We start from the raw sequence: 16,405 nt of genomic DNA, 5'->3' as shown, positions 1-16,405 counted from the left end.
TTTATGCGCACCTGGTCGCCATGAATGGCGACCCTACGAGGTGATAGGTAGTTGTCGTTATGCATGGCGATCAGGACATTAAACGCAGCTGTCGCAAAACGCCGCAATGCGATCGCATCCAGTCTCTAACCGCTCCATGCTCGTCGCATACGACAACCGAATAAACGGACTCATCCCGTACGCCGCGCCCTGTACTGTCACCACGTGCTGCTCCTCAATCAACGCCAGCACAAAATCAGCATCATTGGCGATCAACCGACCACCGGCGCTGGTTTTGCCAATATAGCCGGCGATATTCACAAACAGATAAAACGCGCCCTGGGGTTTGTGGCAGCGCAGGCCATCAATCGAGGTCAGGCGCTCCAGCACGTAATCGCGGCGTTCGCGGTAGATGCGCGCCCGCTCCTGCAACAGATCCTGTGGACCTTCCAGCACCGCCACCGCGGCCGCCTGCGTTAAGGTACAGACGCCGCCGCTGTTCTGGGTATTAACGTTGCTCATCGCGTTAATCAACGGCGCCGGGCCGCCGCAGAAGCCCAGGCGCCAGCCGGTCATCGAATAGGCTTTCGACACGCCGTTCACCGTCAGTACGCGATCAAACAGGCGCGGCTCAACCTGCGCCAGCGTGTAGAAGCGTACCTCGTCATAAATCAGGTGCTCATAGATATCGTCGGTCATGATCCACACCTGCGGATGGCGCAACAGCACCTCGCCCAGTGCCAGCAATTCCGCTTTGGTCGCCACCGAACCGGTTGGGTTGCTCGGATAGTTGAGCAGCAGCCATTTGGTCTTGTCAGTGATGGCGGCATCGAGATCGGCAGGCAGCGGTTTAAAGCCGTTCTCCTGCGCACACGGCAGCGCCACCGGAATCCCACCGGCGAATTTGACGATATCGGCATAGCTGATCCACGACGGCGTGGGGATCACCACTTCGTCGCCCGGATTGATGGTCGCCATGATGGCGTTAAAGATGATCTGCTTGGCGCCACCCGCGGTGAGGATCTGGCTGACGTCATAATCCAGCTGATTGTCGCGTTTGAATTTCAGCTGGATCGCCTTGCGCAGCGCAGGCGTGCCGTCGGTGGGCGGATAACGCGTATCACCGCCGCGCGCGGCAGCGTAGGCGGCTTCAATCGCATGCGGCGGCGTGGGGAAATCGGGCTCGCCAGTGGAGAGCGCCACCACATCAATCCCCTGCGCCGCGAGATCGCGCGCCTTTTGGGTCATGGCAACGGAGGCTGAAACGGTAACATTGTTTAATCGATCGGCTATCTCGGGCATGGGTTAATCCTGGCTCTGTGTCAGCATGAACGGCTCGCAGCAAGCTGCAAACACCACGTTTACCAGAGAATAGGTTTTTGCCCGAAGCGGCGGTTAATAGTGCTTTGTTGTGGTGATATAACACAAAGCGATGACTGAACCGACCGCACACTTTCGTCATAAAGGTGGCGAGCCTGATGTGGAAATGCGCGGCAGGTCACGCGCCACCGCCTGACGCGATGTTAATAGAGTGTTACTTTTAGTGCCGGATGACACCGCGCACCGGCACTCTACTCACTCCCATCATCGCCAAATCTAATGAGTGACACGCACCATACCAGTGCAAAGGTGGCGATCTAGCACGTGCCGTCACGGCAACTCACCAACTCAGCACCAGCCTTAGGAGGCACTGTGGCTCTACCCTCCTGTCTGAGTTCAATAGCGAAAGCTTATTTTGGCATCAACTTTGCTTAGTAACAGACATGCGTTCTGTTGGAGGAAGTGTCCATGAATCTTCGTCGCCTTAAGTACTTTGTTAAAATTGTTGATGTAGGCAGCCTGACCCAGGCGGCCGATATTTTGCATATTGCCCAGCCTGCGCTGAGCCAACAGCTGGCCACGCTGGAAGGGGAAGTGAATCAGCAACTGCTCATTCGTACCAAGCGCGGCGTGACGCCGACCGAAGCCGGTAAAACGCTTTATTCCCACGCGCAGGCGATTTTGCGCCAGTGCGAGCAGGCACAAAGCGCCATTGAGCTGGTGGGCGCCTCGCTGAGCGGCAGCGTTTCGGTCGGCTTAGCGCCGGGCACCGCCGCGCAAAACCTCGCGTTACCGCTGATGATGGAAGTGCAGCAGCAGCACCCTGGCATCGTGCTCTACTTCAATGAGAACTTTGGCACCACGCTAAGCGAGCTGATCATGAATGGCCGCATGGATATGGCGGTGATTTACGATCATCGCACCATTCACGGCCTGCGTTTTATGCCGCTAATGAAAGAGGATCTCTACTTCGTCTGCCCGTTCAGCCTCGCCCAGCCGGTGAAAGAGATCCCGCTGGCGCAGGTGGCGCAGTACGATCTGTTCCTGCCGCGCGTCTATAACATCATGCGCAAAGTGCTCGACGATGCCTTCGTGCATAACAATCTGCAGTACCGCGTGAAATGCGAAATCGAATCACAAACCACGCTGAATGCCGCACTGAGCGCCGGTCTCGGCACCACCATCATGCCGGAGTCTGCGGCGCGCGCGATGCTGAAAAGCGGCGATGCGTGGATGGCGAAGATTGTCGATCCGGATGTGCAGGTGTCGCTGTCGTTCTGCATGTCCGATCACCTGCCGCTGTCCCAACCGGCTGAAGCGGTGAAATCGATTCTGCTGTCGCTGATGTCACGCCGCAATGTCGAGAACCATCCGCTAACGCTGGTGGGATAAGACCCGCTTATTACCGCAAAGCGAAACCCTCTTACTGCCCGTCTTACGAACGCGCTAGATTACGATTTTGCCCGCTTCGGCGGGCGTGCTTCGCTTTGACGGGAATGTTATGGAAAAAACCGCAATACCGCTGCCAACGCTGCGTGCCCTGGCGCGCAAGATGCAAAGTGCGGGGCTGAGCAGCCTGGCGCTGGATGGCAAGCACTGGTCGATACGGTTAACTTTTGCCGTCACGCCATCCACGCCACCGCCCGTATCCGCGAGGGTTCCCGCCCCGGAAATTCCCCCCATAACACAACGTATCGGCGCACCGATGCCCGGCACGCTGCTGCGCCGCCATCCGCATAATCAGCAGGATTTTGTTGCGCCTGGCCAACACGTGCAGGCTGGCGACGTGGTGGCGCTGGTGCAGGTGGGCCCGCTGTATGTGCCGGTGCGCAGTTCCGCCAGCGGCACGGTGCAGGCGCTCACGCCGCAGCATCTTTCGCCAGTGGAGTACGACGAGGAGATTCTGACATTTGCGCCGTTGGCGGATAAGGTCAACACCGCGCGATAAATCGCGCCGCTACCAATACGTGCATTTTGTAGGTCGATCAATCACCGCTCATAGCGTAGCGGCGCAATTTATTGCGCAATGTTGGAACGGGCGAAGTGCCGCAGACAAGCGTTATAAGGGGCGCTTATCGCCTCAAAATTTTTATGTCTTATGCCCTTGTGGCATAACTGCATACAGTCAAAAGACGCAACAACGAGGAGAGGCACATGCCATTTTCAGATTACAAAACCGCACTGGTGACCGGTGCATCGGCGGGAATGGGCGAAGCGATTGTGGAGCGCTTGTGCCAGCAAGGTATCACCGTGCATGCGGTCGCGCGGCGTAAAGAGCAGCTGGCGGCACTCGCCGATCGTACCGGCTGCATTCCACACGCGGTGGATGTCAGCGACGTCAACGCGCTGACCGCGCTGTGCAAAGACCTCGAAATCGACATCCTGGTCAACAACGCCGGCGTGTCGCATCCCGGTTCAATCCTTGAAGCCGACGAGAACGTGGTTGAAACCCAGGTCGACGTCAATTTGCGCGCGGTGCTGCATCTGTGCCGTCTGCTGGTGCCGGGCATGGTGGCGCGCGATCGTGGCCACGTCTTCAACATCACTTCGATTGCCGCCATCTACAACTTCAACGGTAACTCGGTTTATCACGCCACCAAAGCCGGGGTGCACGCCCTTTCGCGCCAGCTGCGCGTGGATTGCTATGGCGCACGCGTGCGCATCACCGAAATCTGTCCGGGCCGCGTTGCCACCGATATTTTCGGCAACGTCTCGGGCGATCATGAAGAGGCGCGTCGCCGCTTCATTGATGGCTTCGAGCTGCCGCAGGCGAAAGATATCGCCGACTGCGTCGCCTTCGCGCTCGCCGCACCGCTGGCGGTGAATATCGGCAACATCGAAATCACCCCAACGCTGCAGGTGCCGGGCGGCCTTTCCACCATGCGACCGGGCGACCACAGCGCGTAGCATGCGATCATGAGGTAACAGTATGGCTCTCGATTTCAGCAGTGTGATAACCGGCCATTACGGCCAGATGATCGTTGACGGAACGGTGATCACCCTTGAACTGGCGTTGGGTGCCTGGCTGCTGGCGATGGTGCTGGCATTGCTGCTGGTGGTGATCCGCCTGACAGAAAATCGACTGGCTGTCGGGCTGGTTAAAGCCTATGTCTCCTATCACCGCAACGTGCCGACGCTGATCCAGTTGATGATGTGGTATTTCGCTATTCCTACCCTGCTGCCGGAAGCGCTGCAGATGTGGATCAACAACTACAACGCCGAATTCCTGTTCTCCCTTACCGCGCTGGGCCTGTGTCAGGCGGCGTACTTCTCGGAAGATATCCGCAGCGGCCTGCGCGCCATTCCTGACGGGCAAAATGAAGCGGCGCGTGCGCTTGGGATGAGCTATGTGCGCGCCATGCATGCGGTGATTCTGCCGCAGGGTATCCGCAATGCGCTGCCAGCGATGATCAACCACACGGTGCTGCTGTTTAAAAACACCAGCCTGGCGATGGTGATTGGCGTGGCGGACCTCACCTACGTCACGCGCGATATTGAGAACCAGACGTTCCGCACTTTCGAATCTTACATCGTGGCGACCCTGGGCTATCTGTTCTTCTCCCTGCTGCTGATGGGCCTGGGCGCGCTGCTAGCCCGCCGCTTCCAGCGCGTCTATGCGAGGTAATGGCGATGTTTGAGATTTTCACCATTTTGCATGACAACGGCATGCTGCTGTTAATGGGCCAATACCCGAATGGGCCGATTGGCGGCGTGCTCTGTACGCTGCTGATCTCAGTGCTGGCGGTGCTGCTGGCGTTTCCGATCGGTGTGCTGCTGGGCCTGGCGCGTCTATCGCCATGGCGCTGGCTGAGCTGGCCCGCCACCGGCTGGGTTTACCTGCTGCGCGGTATTCCGCTGATGATGGTGGTGTTCTGGACCTACTTCTGCGTACCGCTACTGATTGGCCACAACATCAGCGGATTCGCCACCATGCTGTGTACGTTGGTGATCTACGAGAGCGCCTATATCGCCGAGATCGTGCGCGGCGGCATTCAGTCGCTGCCGCACGGGCAATATGAAGCGTCACGCGCGCTGGGCATGAGCCATCTGAAAACCCTGCGTCTGGTGATTCTGCCGCAGGCGCTGTTCAACACGCTGCCCAGCTTGGTCAGCCAGCTGGTCTCAATCATCAAAGACAGCACGCTGGGCTATGTGATAAACGTGCCGGAGCTGACGTTTGCCGCCAATCAGGTGAGCAATCAGCTGCTGACCAAACCGTTCCAGGTGTTCGCCATTGTGGCGCTGAGCTACTACCTCATCTGCTTTAGCCTCACCTGGCTTGCCAATAAACTCGAAGCGCACATAGCGCAGAAACGTCGCCAACCGCCGCAGCTTGCCAGCAGCGTGGCGCCGGCGGTAATGCTGACTAAAACCTCTTCGCAATAAGGAAGCACCATGGGACCGATGATCATGTTTAATCAGGTCAACAAATGGTACGGCGCGTACCAGGCGCTGACCAACCTGAGCGCCGAGATTAATAGCGGCGAAGTGGTGGTGGTATGCGGCCCTTCCGGCTCGGGCAAATCGACGCTGATCCGTACCGTTAACCGCCTGGAGCCGATCGATGATGGCCAGATCGTGTTTGATGGCATTGATATTCACGGCAGCAGCACCCGCCTTAACCAACTGCGCACGCGCATTGGCTTTGTGTTTCAGAGCTTTAACCTGTTCCCGCATGTCTCGGTGGCCGAGAACATTATGATGTCGCCGATGAAAGTGCTGGGCGTGAAGCGTTCGGAGGCACGTCGCCAGGCAGGTGAATTGCTGGAGCGTGTAGGGTTATCGCATAAAGCCGATGCCTATCCGGCGCAGCTTTCCGGCGGTCAGCAGCAGCGCGTGGCGATTGCCCGTGCGCTGGCGATGAAACCGCCGGTGATGCTGTTTGATGAACCCACCTCGGCGCTCGATCCGGAAATGGTGGGCGAAGTGCTGTCGGTGATGCGCAGTCTGGCGCAGGAAGGGATGACGATGATGTGCGTCACCCACGAGATGAACTTTGCGCGTGAAGTGGCGGATACCATCTGGTTTATGGATCAGGGACAGATTCTGGAGAAATCCAAGCCGGAACAGTTCTTCACCCAGCCGCAGCACCCGCGCGCGCAGCGGTTTTTGAGTGATTTGCGGTCGCATTGAGTTGCTGGTCGGCATGAATGCCGACCAGGTCCATCACCGCACTGGATTCAACAATCCACCCATACCGCGCCCGCGTCGGCGGATTTCACGCACTGCTCCACCCAACGTACGCCCATCAAGCCAGCATGCGCGCCGGGATACCAGAACGCCTGCAGGAAGGCGGCATCGCCGCGATCGGTGGCATCCATCGCCAGCGCGAAGCGGCGATAGAGATTCGACCAGGCTTCAAACAGCCCTTCCGGATGGCCGCCGCCAATACGGTCGTCAGCCAGCGCGCTCTGATGCAGATAACCCATGCCGCGCTCGAGAATCTGCACCGGCTCGCCCTGCACTTCATAGCGCAGCTGATTCGGCTGCTCGTCCCACCACTCAAGACTGGCTTTCTCACCAATCACCCGCACTTTCTGACCGTGCATCGAACCGCAGTTCACCGCAGAAGCCCACATGGTACCGACCGCGCCGTTATCGTACTCCATCATCACGAAGGCGTTATCTTCCAGCGGCGCGCGGGTTTTAACAAAGCTCTGGCGGCTGCACAGCAGGCGTTTTACCTGCAGATGCGGCACCATGATTTCGGCAATAAACAGCGGATGCGTCGCTAAATCGCCCAGCACGTAGCTGGGGCCGACAAAACGCGGATCCACGCGCCATTTGGTGCTTTCGTTCTGCAGCTCAACTGCTTCATTATGGAAACCGTGGGCGAACTGCATATTGATGATGCGAATTTCGCCCAGCAAGCCTGCGGCGATCATCTCGCGCGCCTGATGAATCAGCTGATGCCCGGCATAGCCGTAGGTCACACCGATAATTTTCTTCTTCTCGCTGCACAGCTGTTCCAGCTCATCGGCTTCGGCGGCGGTGAAGCACAGCGGCTTCTCGCACACCACGTGCAACCCCGCATTCAGCGCCGCACGGCAGATGGTGAAGTGGGTGTTGTTAGGCGTAGCAATCGACACCGCTTCGATGCCGTCCGCACGTGCCGCTTCCGCAGCAAACATGGTTTCGTAATCTGCATAGCAGCGCTCGGCATCGATACCCAGCGAAGTGCCAAACGCGCGGCCGCGTTCAGCGTTGATATCGAAGGCGCCCGCCAGCAGCGTAAAGTTGTTATCACGCGTCGCCGCCGAACGGTGGATGTAGCCAATCTGGCTGGTACCACCGCCGCCGACCATGCCCCAGCGCAGGGAGCGATTCAGCGCTTTAATGCCGTTAATCATGGTGTTCTCCTCAGAATCCGACGGATTGCAAATAGTGCAGGCTGGCGGTGACGTCACGCAGGCTGGTCTCCGCATCTCGCGGATCGCGCTCCTGTTCAACGGTGATCCAGCCCTGATAATTGCGCTCCGCCAGGAAGGCGCGCACCGCCGGATAATCAATCGCCCCTTTACCAATCGGGCACATGACGCCTTCCGCGCAGGCGGCAAAGAAATCCACACCGCGGGCAATCACGTCGCGCCATACCGCCTCGTTGACGTCTTTGAAGTGCAGGTAATCGATGCGCTGCCAATAGCGGCTGAGGTAGGGAATCGGGTCCATGCCGGAGTAGTACAAATGACCGGTGTCGAGGCATAAACCCGCCACCTCGTGCGGAATGTCCTCCACCAGCTGCTGCAGCTCGTCGGCGAACTCTATGCAACCCCCGGCATGCGGATGGATCACCGCGCGTACGCCATACTCATTCCAGGCAATCTGGCTCAGAGTGGTGATGTGCTGCATCATGCGCTGCCAGTCGGCGTCTGACAGGCGCGGCGCCTTGTCAGATTGACCCGCGTATTTGGCGCGCTCTGGATTGCCGAAGTCGATAATCACCAGGTAGGGTGCAGGTTTGTTATCGGCGTGGGTTTTGGTTGCGGTGGGGACTCGCGACAGATTGCGGCAAATGTTATGCGTCAGTTCAACCATCGCCGGGAAGTTGGCTTCACTCACCAAATCATCAAAAATCGTGCCTGCCACCAGCGACAGATCGTGCGCTTCCAGCTGCTGGCGCAGCTCGGCAGCATCCACCGGCAGATAGCTCCACGGGCCGAGCTCAATGCTTTTATAACCGGCCTGCGACGCCTCACTCAGCACCTTCTGCCATGGCGGCAGGAAAGGGTTTTTCGGGTCATCAACGCCCCAGCTACAGGGCGCGTTCGCAATATGAATAGTCATGATCGTTCCTTGCGGTAATGGATGGCGCAAGTATCAAATAAATATTTCATCACCAACAACCATGAAACATTCATTTTTTGATAGCGATCATACTATTTCGCATCATTAAAATGATAGAAAATACATCAAATTCAGCAATGGCGCGGTTTACAGGTTTTCACGCGTGACGATATCGAACGGCAGGGTGACCTGCGTAAAATGCTCGCCGGGTTCAGCATGATGCTGCAGCACCGTTTGCGCCAAACGCATCGCCATCTCATCAATGCGATTGCGGATCATCACCGTAATGGTGCCGTCAATCAGCGCCAGCTCGCCCTCCTTCACCGGACCATGGCAAATCAACGCCACCTTGCGCTGTGGCTGCTGGCGCAGCGCGTGAATCACCCCCTCAATACCGCCGCACGGCGCGAAGATCAGCGCCAAATCAGCATGTTCATCCAGCAGTTGACGCGTCGCACGGTAGCCGCCATCAATCGACTCATTGGTCTTTAACGGCTCTAGCACCCGCCGTGCGCTGTCCTGTTCGCGCAGATACGAACGGAAGCTGATCTCATTACTCTCCTGGCAGATAAAGCGATGGTCGCCCACCAGCACCCCCACTGAACCCGGCTGATGCAGCAGATGCGTGGCGATCCAGGCGGCAGTGCGCCCGGCTTTCTGGTTATCCAGACCGAAATAACCGGCGTGACCGCAGGGTGAGAAGTTGGAAAATAGCGCATACACCCGCACGCCCCTGCGCGACACGCTTGCAATCGCGTGGCGAATGAGCGGGTGATCCAGCGCCACCAAACCGATGGCATCCACCTGCTCAGCGAGCGCATACAGCGAGGCTACCACCGCCTCAACATCATCAATATCGTGCCAGGTGAACAGCGGTTCGCTGCCCAGCGGATGGAAGGGTTGTGTGTGCTGGCGTAGCGCATCGGTGAGGGAATGATAGAACGAGTAGGATTTTGATAGCAGGATAAAGCCCATGCGCACCGTGACGCTGGCTGCCGGCAAGGTGCTATTCAGCAGCGGCGCATGGCCAATGCGATATCCCAGACGATTCGCCGCTTCCAGCACCTTCTGCTCGGTGGCAGCACGCACCGGCGCACGACGATTGATCACACGATCGACGGTGGCCACGCCCACGCCTGCGGCGGCGGCAATGGCGTTCATGGTGATTTTGCTCATGGGTTATTTTCCACACTTAAATGATAATAAATTATCAAAAATAATGCCCTAACCTGCCTTAAATCGCCAATAGCTCTGCGCTCAAATCATCATCAAATTGCTTTAAGTGATAGATAATCTCTCACTATTTTGATCGCCATCGCAAAAATGAAATCATTTATTTCATTTTCATGTCACCCAGAATAAATGTTTGATATTTATTTACCCAATAGCGGCGATTTGAGCTGATGGATGACGTCAGGCAATAGATCGGCGTGGTCTTTAACGAAGAGCGCACCGCTTAACGCTCAGGAGAAAACAATGAAAATCGCATTTGATGTGGATGTAATCCGCGATCTCGGCATCACGCGCATGGTGCATCAGGTGGCTGAATGGGGCTACAAGTACATCGAGCAGTCGCCGCATCCGCAAATCAACCCGTTCTATAAACACCCGAAAGCCAGCCGTGAAATCATGCGCGAGTACAAAAACGCGCTGAACGCTACCGGGCTGGAGATCTCCTCTTTCATTACGGTGTATCGCTGGTCAGGCCCGGATGAGCTGCGTCGTCAGGCGGCGGTGAAAAACTGGAAACGCATGATCGAGATAGCCGTCGAAATGGGCGTGCAGGTGATCAACACCGAGCTGTCGGGCAATCCCAACGAACCGGAAATTTGTGAAGAGATGTTCTATCGCTCGATGGAAGAGCTGCTGCCGATCATCGAACGTGAAGGCATTCGCGTCGAGATTCAGGCCCACCCGTGGGATTTCTGCGAGCAAAGTAACGAAACCGCGGACATTGTGAAGTCATTCCGCAGCGAAAACGTGAAGTATATCTACAGCGCACCGCACACCTTCTATTACGACAAAGGCGTCGGCGATGTGAAGAACATGCTGCATTACGCCGGTGACGATCTGTCACATATGCTGATCGCCGATACCATGAACCACACCAAGCACTGTCGTTACATCGTTAACCCGCCGGGCGTGGATGCCACTATCCACCAGCACGTGGCGGTCGGTGAAGGCGAAGTCAATTTCGATGCGCTGTTTGAAGCGCTGCGCGAGATGAATTTTGCGAACCGCACGTTTAAAGTCGGCGGCGAGTCAATTATCTCGGCGGCGCTGTTCGGCTACCCGGAAAAGATGAAGTATCAAGCGGTTGAAACGCGCGAGCTGATTGAGCGCGAGCTGTTAGGGTAAATGCGCGCTGATGCCCTCACCCTAACCCTCTCCCATAGGGAGAGGGAACTGGAAAGTGCGGCGTGATTGCTCTCTCACACAGGGGGAGAGCTCAAAGCGAGCTCGATCGGTCCCTTCTCCCGCTGGCGGGAGAAGGTTAGGATGAGGGCCCGCCCTAATGGAACCTACACCATGAAAGCAGTGACGCTGGCCGAGCTGGCAAAACAAGTGGGCGTCGGTGTCGCCACCGTTGACCGGGTATTAAACGATCGCGGCGGCGTGTCGCCCGCCATGAGCAAAAAAATTCTGCAGGCAGCGCGTGATGCCGGTTTAAAACGCATTCTGCCTGAAGAGCATCGCCATCCGTGGCAGATTGAAGTACTGCTTAGCGGCAACGCCTCCTTCTTCTTTCAGCAATTAGCACAAGACTTCGCCACACTTGCAGACGAACTCGGCTATCGCCGCTTGCGTCTGCACCGCACGCTAATCCCGGAAAATGCGCCAGAAAAGTTGGCGGCACATATCACTGCCAGCAGTAAAAAGCGTGATGCGCTGATCGTTTTCGCCCACGAAAATCCGCTGATTTACGCTGCGCTGGCCGACTGTAAAGCGCGCGGCGTACCGGTCATCACGCTGGTCGCCGATCTCCCGGATGCCGCGCGGCTCTGCCACGTAGGCATCGATCAATACAAAGCCGGACGCACCGCCGGTTTAATGTTGGGCAGCATGCTGTCGCAGCCGGGTGAAGTGGTGCTGATGAGCGGGCGCGCCGATTATGCTGCGCACCGCCTGCGCATTGAAGGTTTCCAGGCGGTGCTGGCCGAACGCTTTCCGCAGCTGCGTCTGCGCGAGATTCTCGCCGGTCAGGACGAGCGCGCGCGTATCAGTCGCCTGCTGGAAAAAACGCTGGCCGCCTCGCCGCCGATTGTGGGGCTCTACAATACCGGCATCGGCAACACCCAGATTTACGAAGCCCTGTCGCGCCATCGGCTCGACGGTAAAGTGGTGTACGTCACGCACGAGTTGTATAGCACTACGCGCCAACTGTTACAGGATCGCGTGCTCACCTTAACGATCGATCAAAACACCCTGCGCCATGCTCAGCTGGCCTTGACGCTGCTGTTGCGCCATCTGGAAGAGGGCGACATCCCCGACATCTACCAGCCCGGCAAAGTCGACTTTATGCTCTTTACGCAAGAGAACTTTACATAATCAGACTTTGTATCCCACCGCCAGCGCGGTTAAATCGCCTGTATCACGCGCTGCTACACTCAGTAGCAGCAAAAAACCAAACACAACAAGGCGAACCACTATGTCGGAACATCAGTATCAGCCCGCGAAAGTCTGGACCTGGGACCCGGAAGCCAAAGGTAACGGCGCAAAAACTAACCGTCCAACCGCCGGACCGACGCATGAGAAAACGCTGCCGGTCGGCAAACATCCGCTGCAGCTCTATTCGCTCGGCACGCCAAACGGCCAGAAAATTACCATCCTGCTGGAAGAGTTGCTTGCCGTCGGGGCCAAAGACGCCGAGTACGATGCCTGGCTGATTCGTATCGGCGATGGCGATCAATTCTCCAGCGGTTTTGTTGATGTGAACCCAAACTCAAAAATTCCGGCGCTGAGCGATCACTCGGTTACCCCACCGCAGCGCGTATTTGAATCTGGCAACATCCTGCTGTATCTGGCAGAGAAGTTCGGCCACTTCCTGCCGACCTCACTGGCAGGCCGCACCGAAACCCTGAACTGGCTGTTCTGGCTGCAAGGTTCTGCGCCCTACCTCGGCGGCGGCTTTGGTCACTTCTATCATTACGCGCCAGAGAAGATCGAATACGCCATCAACCGCTTTACGCTGGAAGCCAAACGTCAGTTCGACGTGCTGGATCGTCAGCTGGCCAACCATCGCTTCCTCGCCGGTGATGAATACACCATCGCCGATATCGCCACCTGGCCGTGGTACGGCAACCTGGTGCTGAATAACCAATATGGCGGCAGCGAGTTCCTCGATGTGCAGTCGTACAAACACGTGGTGCGCTGGGCGAAAGAGATTGCTGAACGTCCGGCGGTAATCCGTGGCCGTAAGGTGAATCGTGCATTTGGTGCCGAACCGCAGGATCAGCTGCTGGAACGTCATGATGCATCAGATTTTGATAACAACACTGAAGACAAACGTCAGGCGCGAGGCGAGAAATAATGGCGGCATATGTGGTGTTTATTAAGGACGAAACCTTAGACAAGGACGAACTGGCAACCTACGCCGAAAAAGCGGGCCAGGCGCGCGGCGACCATCCGATCACCCCGCTGGCGTTTTACGGCGAGCTGGAAACGCTGGAAGGTCCGCCCGCTGAAGGCGTAGTGGTGCTGGAGTTCCCGGATGTTGAAGCGGCAAAAGGCTGGTATTTCAGCCCGGCGTATCAGGAAGCTAAAGCGCATCGTCTGAAAGGTGCAAAGTACCGCGTGCTGCTGGTTAAAGGCGTGGAATAAAACGCAAATACCGTAGCTACCGTCTTGAACGTCAAGCGGTAGCTACGTAGTTTTCGTTCCACGGCTCTCGTGTTTTAAGCACACCGAAGCAGAGATGGACCAGTTTGCGCATCACCGCTCCCAGCGCCACTTTGGCTGGCTTGCCCTTCGCCATCAGCCTTTCATACAGCGCTCTTACGGGGCGATTCCACCTTGCCGCTACTATCGCGGCCATATACAGCTTCGCTCTCACGTCGGCGGGACCGGTTTTCGACATCCGGGCCAGCCCTCTCACCGAACTGCCTGACGTCTTCTCGACCGGCACCACGCCCAGCCACGCCGCTACCTGACCCGCATTGCGGAACTGGCACGTACGCAGCACCGACAGCATGGTCGTTCCCACTACGCCGCCGATACCTTTTATCGACTCCAGCAGCTTAAGATCATCTTTCAGACCATCATTCTTATCCATGTGGTCGTCAATCAGCGCGTTTATTCGCTTCAGCTCCTTTTCATGCGATTTTTTTGTTCTTTCAAGCGAGTCGGTCACCTCGCCCGCCGTCTGGGTTGAGTTCGCCTTCTCGAGCCTGTTCGTCGCGCGCTGCACATCTTCAACGATGGCGTCACGCAGACGCAGCAGGTCTTTCAGCTTGCGGACTTCCGGTGGCGGCGGAACCCAGGCATCGGGCTGTTTCAGCTCGCCGTAACGGGCCAGCACCCAGGCGTCGACCGCGTCATTTTTGGTCAGGATACCCATTCCGCGGGCAAACTCCCTGACCCGTTGCGGATTGCCGATACAGACCGTCACGGGCGTGTTCCCGTGCAGCCCGTAAGCGACGTTTTCGTGATAGACGCTGGTCGCTTCCATCACCACCATCACCTGCTCTGGCGGGCACTTCTGCTTCTGGAGCCAGTCGCAGATGTCACGTTCTACGCCGACCTGATTTTTGATGGATTTCGTTTTCTTTTTGCCGTTGCCGGGGAACAGGCAGAGGTCGAGTTTGTGTTTGCTTACATCAATACCAAGACAGAACATCGGATATCTCCCTTTCACTTAAACCATCACGCCATCTAGCCTTGTACATACGAAGTCAGAGCTTCTGGTTACCGTTCAGAGTAGTTGCTGGCGTGAAAGGAGAAACGGAGGGCTTAAAGCTACGAAGCAAGATCGGGTCTTAAGCGGCGCAAAAAGCTGCCTCCGTTTCATGTTGCTGGTAGCTAACCAGCAACACATTCAAGATACAAGCGGCGCAATTCATTGCGCATGGTTTTGGCGCGCCAGAATGCGCAATGAATTGCGCCGCTACGATACGCAGAAAATATGGGTATTTACCCCAATCTGAACAACGAAATCGCCTGCTTTAGCGCATTCGCCTGCTGCTGCTGCTGTTGCGCCACCTGCAGCGTTTCGGCCACGTGCTGCACGTTGTGATGTACGCTGTGATCAATACTGTTGATGCTCTGCTGAATCTGTTCAATGCTCAGGTTCTGCTGCTCACTCATCTCCGACAACTCTGTTACCAGCTGCGATAAGCCACTGATGCTACTATGAATCTCGCGCATGGTTTGCGCCGCATGTTCTACCTGCACGGTGCCGTGCTCGGTGCTGGTCGAGCTGGCATCCATCAGCTGACGAATCTCACGCGCAGCGCTCTCACTGCGCATCGCCAGGTTACGCACTTCGCTGGCGACCACGGCAAAACCGCGTCCCTGATTACCGGCACGCGCGGCCTCCACCGAGGCATTCAGCGACAGAATGTTGGTCTGAAAAGCAATGCCGTCAATCAGCTCCAGAATGATTTTTACCCTTCTCGACTCCTCACTAATTTTCTCCATCGAGTGAATCGCCGACTGAATATTCTCTTCGCCGCGCGTGGCCACCGTGCGGGTTTCACTCGCCAACTGGCGCGCGCTCAGCGCTTTATCGCGGGTCAGGCTGGCGGCGATGCTGATTTCAGTCATGGCACTCGCCGCCACTTCCAGCGCCTGCGCCTGCTCATCGGTGCGCGTTGAAAGCGCGGCGTTACGTTCAAGAATACTGTCAGACTCCGCCAGCAGCAGTCCCACGCCCTCGCTGACCTGATGCAAAGTGCCGTGCATGGTGCCAAGCGTGGTACTAAAGGTACGGGCGAACGGCGTTGCACTCTGCTGCATATCGGCGTTCAGCGTCAGATAACCCGCCTGCTGATTGATCTGAGCCGCCAACTCCGCCACTTCGCTGGCCGAACGCGCATCGGCGGCCATCTGGCGCGCAATCACCAGTAACATGGCGGTTTGCGCCACCACAAACAGTGCGTGGAACAGCACCATATCCCAGCCAGGATGGTGGAAAACAATCACGCCAAACAGATCATTATCCTGCAGATAATTGAACAGCACGTGATGGGTGGCCGCCGCCGCCGCACCCATTAATAACGGCCGCATATCGCGCCACGCCAGCAGCGCCGACATCAGCACAAACACAGAGAAGTGGTATTCGGTTTCGCCGCCACCCAGCTGAATCAACAAACCTGCCCAGCCAATGAGCAGCGCGGAGAGCACCAAGCGCGAGGTCAGCGTACCGCGTAGCGCGGTGCCGAAAAAGGTCGCCAGCAGCGCCAGAACTAAGCCGGCAATCAGCGCCACCCTTGTGCTGTCATTGAGCCAGCCAACGCCAAGTGCAATCGGCCACAGTGCCCAACTGAGGATCACCGCCAGGCTATCGGCCCGCTGGGCAATACGTTTGAGAGAGACCATCTCCACCGGCACGGCGTCCGGGCCTGACAAGGGCGTTGCGATCATGAAAGTTTTCCATACCAGAAGGTGATCGTAGAGCCCCAAAATCGTGGGGCAAAGCGCACGGACTCAGTGGGAAAATTATCGGCGTGGAGAGAGGAAAGTTTAGTTGCGGTGATTAATTACACGTGAAGTTGTGAGAATGATCACTTATGACGTGCAACATAATTTCATTCACTTGAGGGCAGAAAGCGATAGACTTGTTCATCACCAATGAACCCTGAAATATCAACGGATAGATACTAAT

At 57.0% G+C, this 16,405-nt stretch carries 16 protein-coding genes; 10 read left to right on the top strand and 6 right to left on the bottom strand.

The window, feature by feature from the left end; translation table 11 throughout:
* Positions 1 to 78 precede the first annotated feature (78 nt).
* Entirely contained in the window at positions 79 to 1,281 is a 1,203-nt protein-coding gene (locus WH298_RS11675; RefSeq protein ID WP_180822913.1) for a pyridoxal phosphate-dependent aminotransferase, read from the bottom strand.
* A gap of 486 nt (positions 1,282 to 1,767) precedes the next feature.
* Here WH298_RS11675 and nac point away from each other — a divergent pair, with 486 nt between their 5' ends.
* From nac to WH298_RS11645, 6 genes are all read left to right on the top strand, one after another.
* On the top strand, positions 1,768 to 2,691 hold the full coding sequence (nac, locus tag WH298_RS11670; protein WP_049851333.1) for a nitrogen assimilation transcriptional regulator NAC: 924 nt from the start codon (positions 1,768 to 1,770) through the stop codon (positions 2,689 to 2,691).
* 109 nt (positions 2,692 to 2,800) lie between these two features.
* Complete coding sequence (locus WH298_RS11665; protein WP_180822912.1) at positions 2,801 to 3,247, top strand: acetyl-CoA carboxylase biotin carboxyl carrier protein; 447 nt, start codon at positions 2,801 to 2,803, stop codon at positions 3,245 to 3,247.
* Between the two features lie 206 nt (positions 3,248 to 3,453).
* A complete protein-coding gene (locus WH298_RS11660; RefSeq protein ID WP_049851331.1) occupies positions 3,454 to 4,206 on the top strand; it encodes an SDR family oxidoreductase in 753 nt (250 codons plus the stop codon).
* 22 nt (positions 4,207 to 4,228) lie between these two features.
* Entirely contained in the window at positions 4,229 to 4,924 is a 696-nt protein-coding gene (locus tag WH298_RS11655; RefSeq protein WP_007888428.1) for an amino acid ABC transporter permease, read from the top strand.
* A gap of 5 nt (positions 4,925 to 4,929) precedes the next feature.
* Complete coding sequence (locus tag WH298_RS11650; protein WP_180822911.1) at positions 4,930 to 5,685, top strand: amino acid ABC transporter permease; 756 nt, start codon at positions 4,930 to 4,932, stop codon at positions 5,683 to 5,685.
* 9 nt (positions 5,686 to 5,694) lie between these two features.
* Positions 5,695 to 6,432: an amino acid ABC transporter ATP-binding protein gene (locus tag WH298_RS11645; RefSeq protein WP_007888432.1), complete on the top strand. Its 738-nt coding sequence runs from the start codon at positions 5,695 to 5,697 to the stop codon at positions 6,430 to 6,432.
* A 47-nt stretch (positions 6,433 to 6,479) separates the two neighbouring features.
* Here WH298_RS11645 and WH298_RS11640 read toward each other — a convergent pair whose 3' ends face one another.
* From WH298_RS11640 to WH298_RS11630, 3 genes are all read right to left on the bottom strand, one after another.
* Positions 6,480 to 7,649, bottom strand: coding sequence for a Gfo/Idh/MocA family protein (locus WH298_RS11640; protein ID WP_180822910.1), 1,170 nt, complete (start codon positions 7,647 to 7,649; stop codon positions 6,480 to 6,482).
* 10 nt (positions 7,650 to 7,659) lie between these two features.
* Positions 7,660 to 8,583 carry a TIM barrel protein gene (locus tag WH298_RS11635; protein WP_007888441.1) on the bottom strand — a complete coding sequence of 308 codons (924 nt, stop codon included), beginning with the start codon at positions 8,581 to 8,583 and terminating at the stop codon, positions 7,660 to 7,662.
* A 147-nt stretch (positions 8,584 to 8,730) separates the two neighbouring features.
* Positions 8,731 to 9,759, bottom strand: a complete 1,029-nt coding sequence (locus tag WH298_RS11630; protein WP_180822909.1) for a LacI family DNA-binding transcriptional regulator — start codon at positions 9,757 to 9,759, stop codon at positions 8,731 to 8,733.
* A gap of 300 nt (positions 9,760 to 10,059) precedes the next feature.
* On the opposite strand from WH298_RS11630, the gene WH298_RS11625 reads away from it, so the two are divergent.
* The 4 genes from WH298_RS11625 to WH298_RS11610 all read left to right on the top strand — a co-directional run bounded on the left by WH298_RS11625 (position 10,060) and on the right by WH298_RS11610 (position 13,404).
* A complete protein-coding gene (locus tag WH298_RS11625; protein ID WP_007888450.1) occupies positions 10,060 to 10,941 on the top strand; it encodes a sugar phosphate isomerase/epimerase family protein in 882 nt (293 codons plus the stop codon).
* A 171-nt stretch (positions 10,942 to 11,112) separates the two neighbouring features.
* Positions 11,113 to 12,132 carry a LacI family DNA-binding transcriptional regulator gene (locus tag WH298_RS11620; protein ID WP_180822908.1) on the top strand — a complete coding sequence of 340 codons (1,020 nt, stop codon included), beginning with the start codon at positions 11,113 to 11,115 and terminating at the stop codon, positions 12,130 to 12,132.
* Positions 12,133 to 12,232: 100 nt separating this feature from the next.
* On the top strand, positions 12,233 to 13,114 hold the full coding sequence (yghU, locus tag WH298_RS11615; RefSeq protein WP_049851325.1) for a glutathione-dependent disulfide-bond oxidoreductase: 882 nt from the start codon (positions 12,233 to 12,235) through the stop codon (positions 13,112 to 13,114).
* The gene (locus WH298_RS11610) at positions 13,114 to 13,404 is read left to right on the top strand and encodes a DUF1330 domain-containing protein (RefSeq protein ID WP_007888459.1); all 291 of its coding nucleotides are present in this window, start codon (positions 13,114 to 13,116) and stop codon (positions 13,402 to 13,404) included. The genes yghU and WH298_RS11610 overlap by 1 nt, the downstream gene beginning before the upstream one ends.
* A 31-nt stretch (positions 13,405 to 13,435) precedes the next feature.
* Here WH298_RS11610 and WH298_RS11605 read toward each other — a convergent pair whose 3' ends face one another.
* On the bottom strand, positions 13,436 to 14,419 hold the full coding sequence (locus tag WH298_RS11605) for an IS110 family RNA-guided transposase (protein WP_180822907.1): 984 nt from the start codon (positions 14,417 to 14,419) through the stop codon (positions 13,436 to 13,438).
* A gap of 293 nt (positions 14,420 to 14,712) precedes the next feature.
* A complete protein-coding gene (locus WH298_RS11600) occupies positions 14,713 to 16,164 on the bottom strand; it encodes a methyl-accepting chemotaxis protein (protein WP_180822906.1) in 1,452 nt (483 codons plus the stop codon).
* Positions 16,165 to 16,405 lie beyond the last annotated feature (241 nt).

This window comes from Pantoea nemavictus (assembly GCF_037479095.1).
Classification (GTDB): domain Bacteria; phylum Pseudomonadota; class Gammaproteobacteria; order Enterobacterales; family Enterobacteriaceae; genus Pantoea; species Pantoea nemavictus.
Note: the sequence above shows the minus strand (reverse complement) of the source record. Positions and strands in the feature narration are given on the sequence as shown.

Excerpts from the sequence above, each read along its gene's own strand:
- WH298_RS11675 (WP_180822913.1), bottom strand. The coding sequence starts at position 1,281 with ATGCCCGAGATAGCCGATCGATTAAACAATGTTACCGTTTCAGCCTCC.
- nac (WP_049851333.1), top strand. The coding sequence starts at position 1,768 with ATGAATCTTCGTCGCCTTAAGTACTTTGTTAAAATTGTTGATGTAGGC.
- WH298_RS11665 (WP_180822912.1), top strand. The coding sequence starts at position 2,801 with ATGGAAAAAACCGCAATACCGCTGCCAACGCTGCGTGCCCTGGCGCGC.
- WH298_RS11660 (WP_049851331.1), top strand. The coding sequence starts at position 3,454 with ATGCCATTTTCAGATTACAAAACCGCACTGGTGACCGGTGCATCGGCG.
- WH298_RS11655 (WP_007888428.1), top strand. The coding sequence starts at position 4,229 with ATGGCTCTCGATTTCAGCAGTGTGATAACCGGCCATTACGGCCAGATG.
- WH298_RS11650 (WP_180822911.1), top strand. The coding sequence starts at position 4,930 with ATGTTTGAGATTTTCACCATTTTGCATGACAACGGCATGCTGCTGTTA.
- WH298_RS11645 (WP_007888432.1), top strand. The coding sequence starts at position 5,695 with ATGGGACCGATGATCATGTTTAATCAGGTCAACAAATGGTACGGCGCG.
- WH298_RS11640 (WP_180822910.1), bottom strand. The coding sequence starts at position 7,649 with ATGATTAACGGCATTAAAGCGCTGAATCGCTCCCTGCGCTGGGGCATG.
- WH298_RS11635 (WP_007888441.1), bottom strand. The coding sequence starts at position 8,583 with ATGACTATTCATATTGCGAACGCGCCCTGTAGCTGGGGCGTTGATGAC.
- WH298_RS11630 (WP_180822909.1), bottom strand. The coding sequence starts at position 9,759 with ATGAGCAAAATCACCATGAACGCCATTGCCGCCGCCGCAGGCGTGGGC.
- WH298_RS11625 (WP_007888450.1), top strand. The coding sequence starts at position 10,060 with ATGAAAATCGCATTTGATGTGGATGTAATCCGCGATCTCGGCATCACG.
- WH298_RS11620 (WP_180822908.1), top strand. The coding sequence starts at position 11,113 with ATGAAAGCAGTGACGCTGGCCGAGCTGGCAAAACAAGTGGGCGTCGGT.
- yghU (WP_049851325.1), top strand. The coding sequence starts at position 12,233 with ATGTCGGAACATCAGTATCAGCCCGCGAAAGTCTGGACCTGGGACCCG.
- WH298_RS11610 (WP_007888459.1), top strand. The coding sequence starts at position 13,114 with ATGGCGGCATATGTGGTGTTTATTAAGGACGAAACCTTAGACAAGGAC.
- WH298_RS11605 (WP_180822907.1), bottom strand. The coding sequence starts at position 14,419 with ATGTTCTGTCTTGGTATTGATGTAAGCAAACACAAACTCGACCTCTGC.
- WH298_RS11600 (WP_180822906.1), bottom strand. The coding sequence starts at position 16,164 with ATGATCGCAACGCCCTTGTCAGGCCCGGACGCCGTGCCGGTGGAGATG.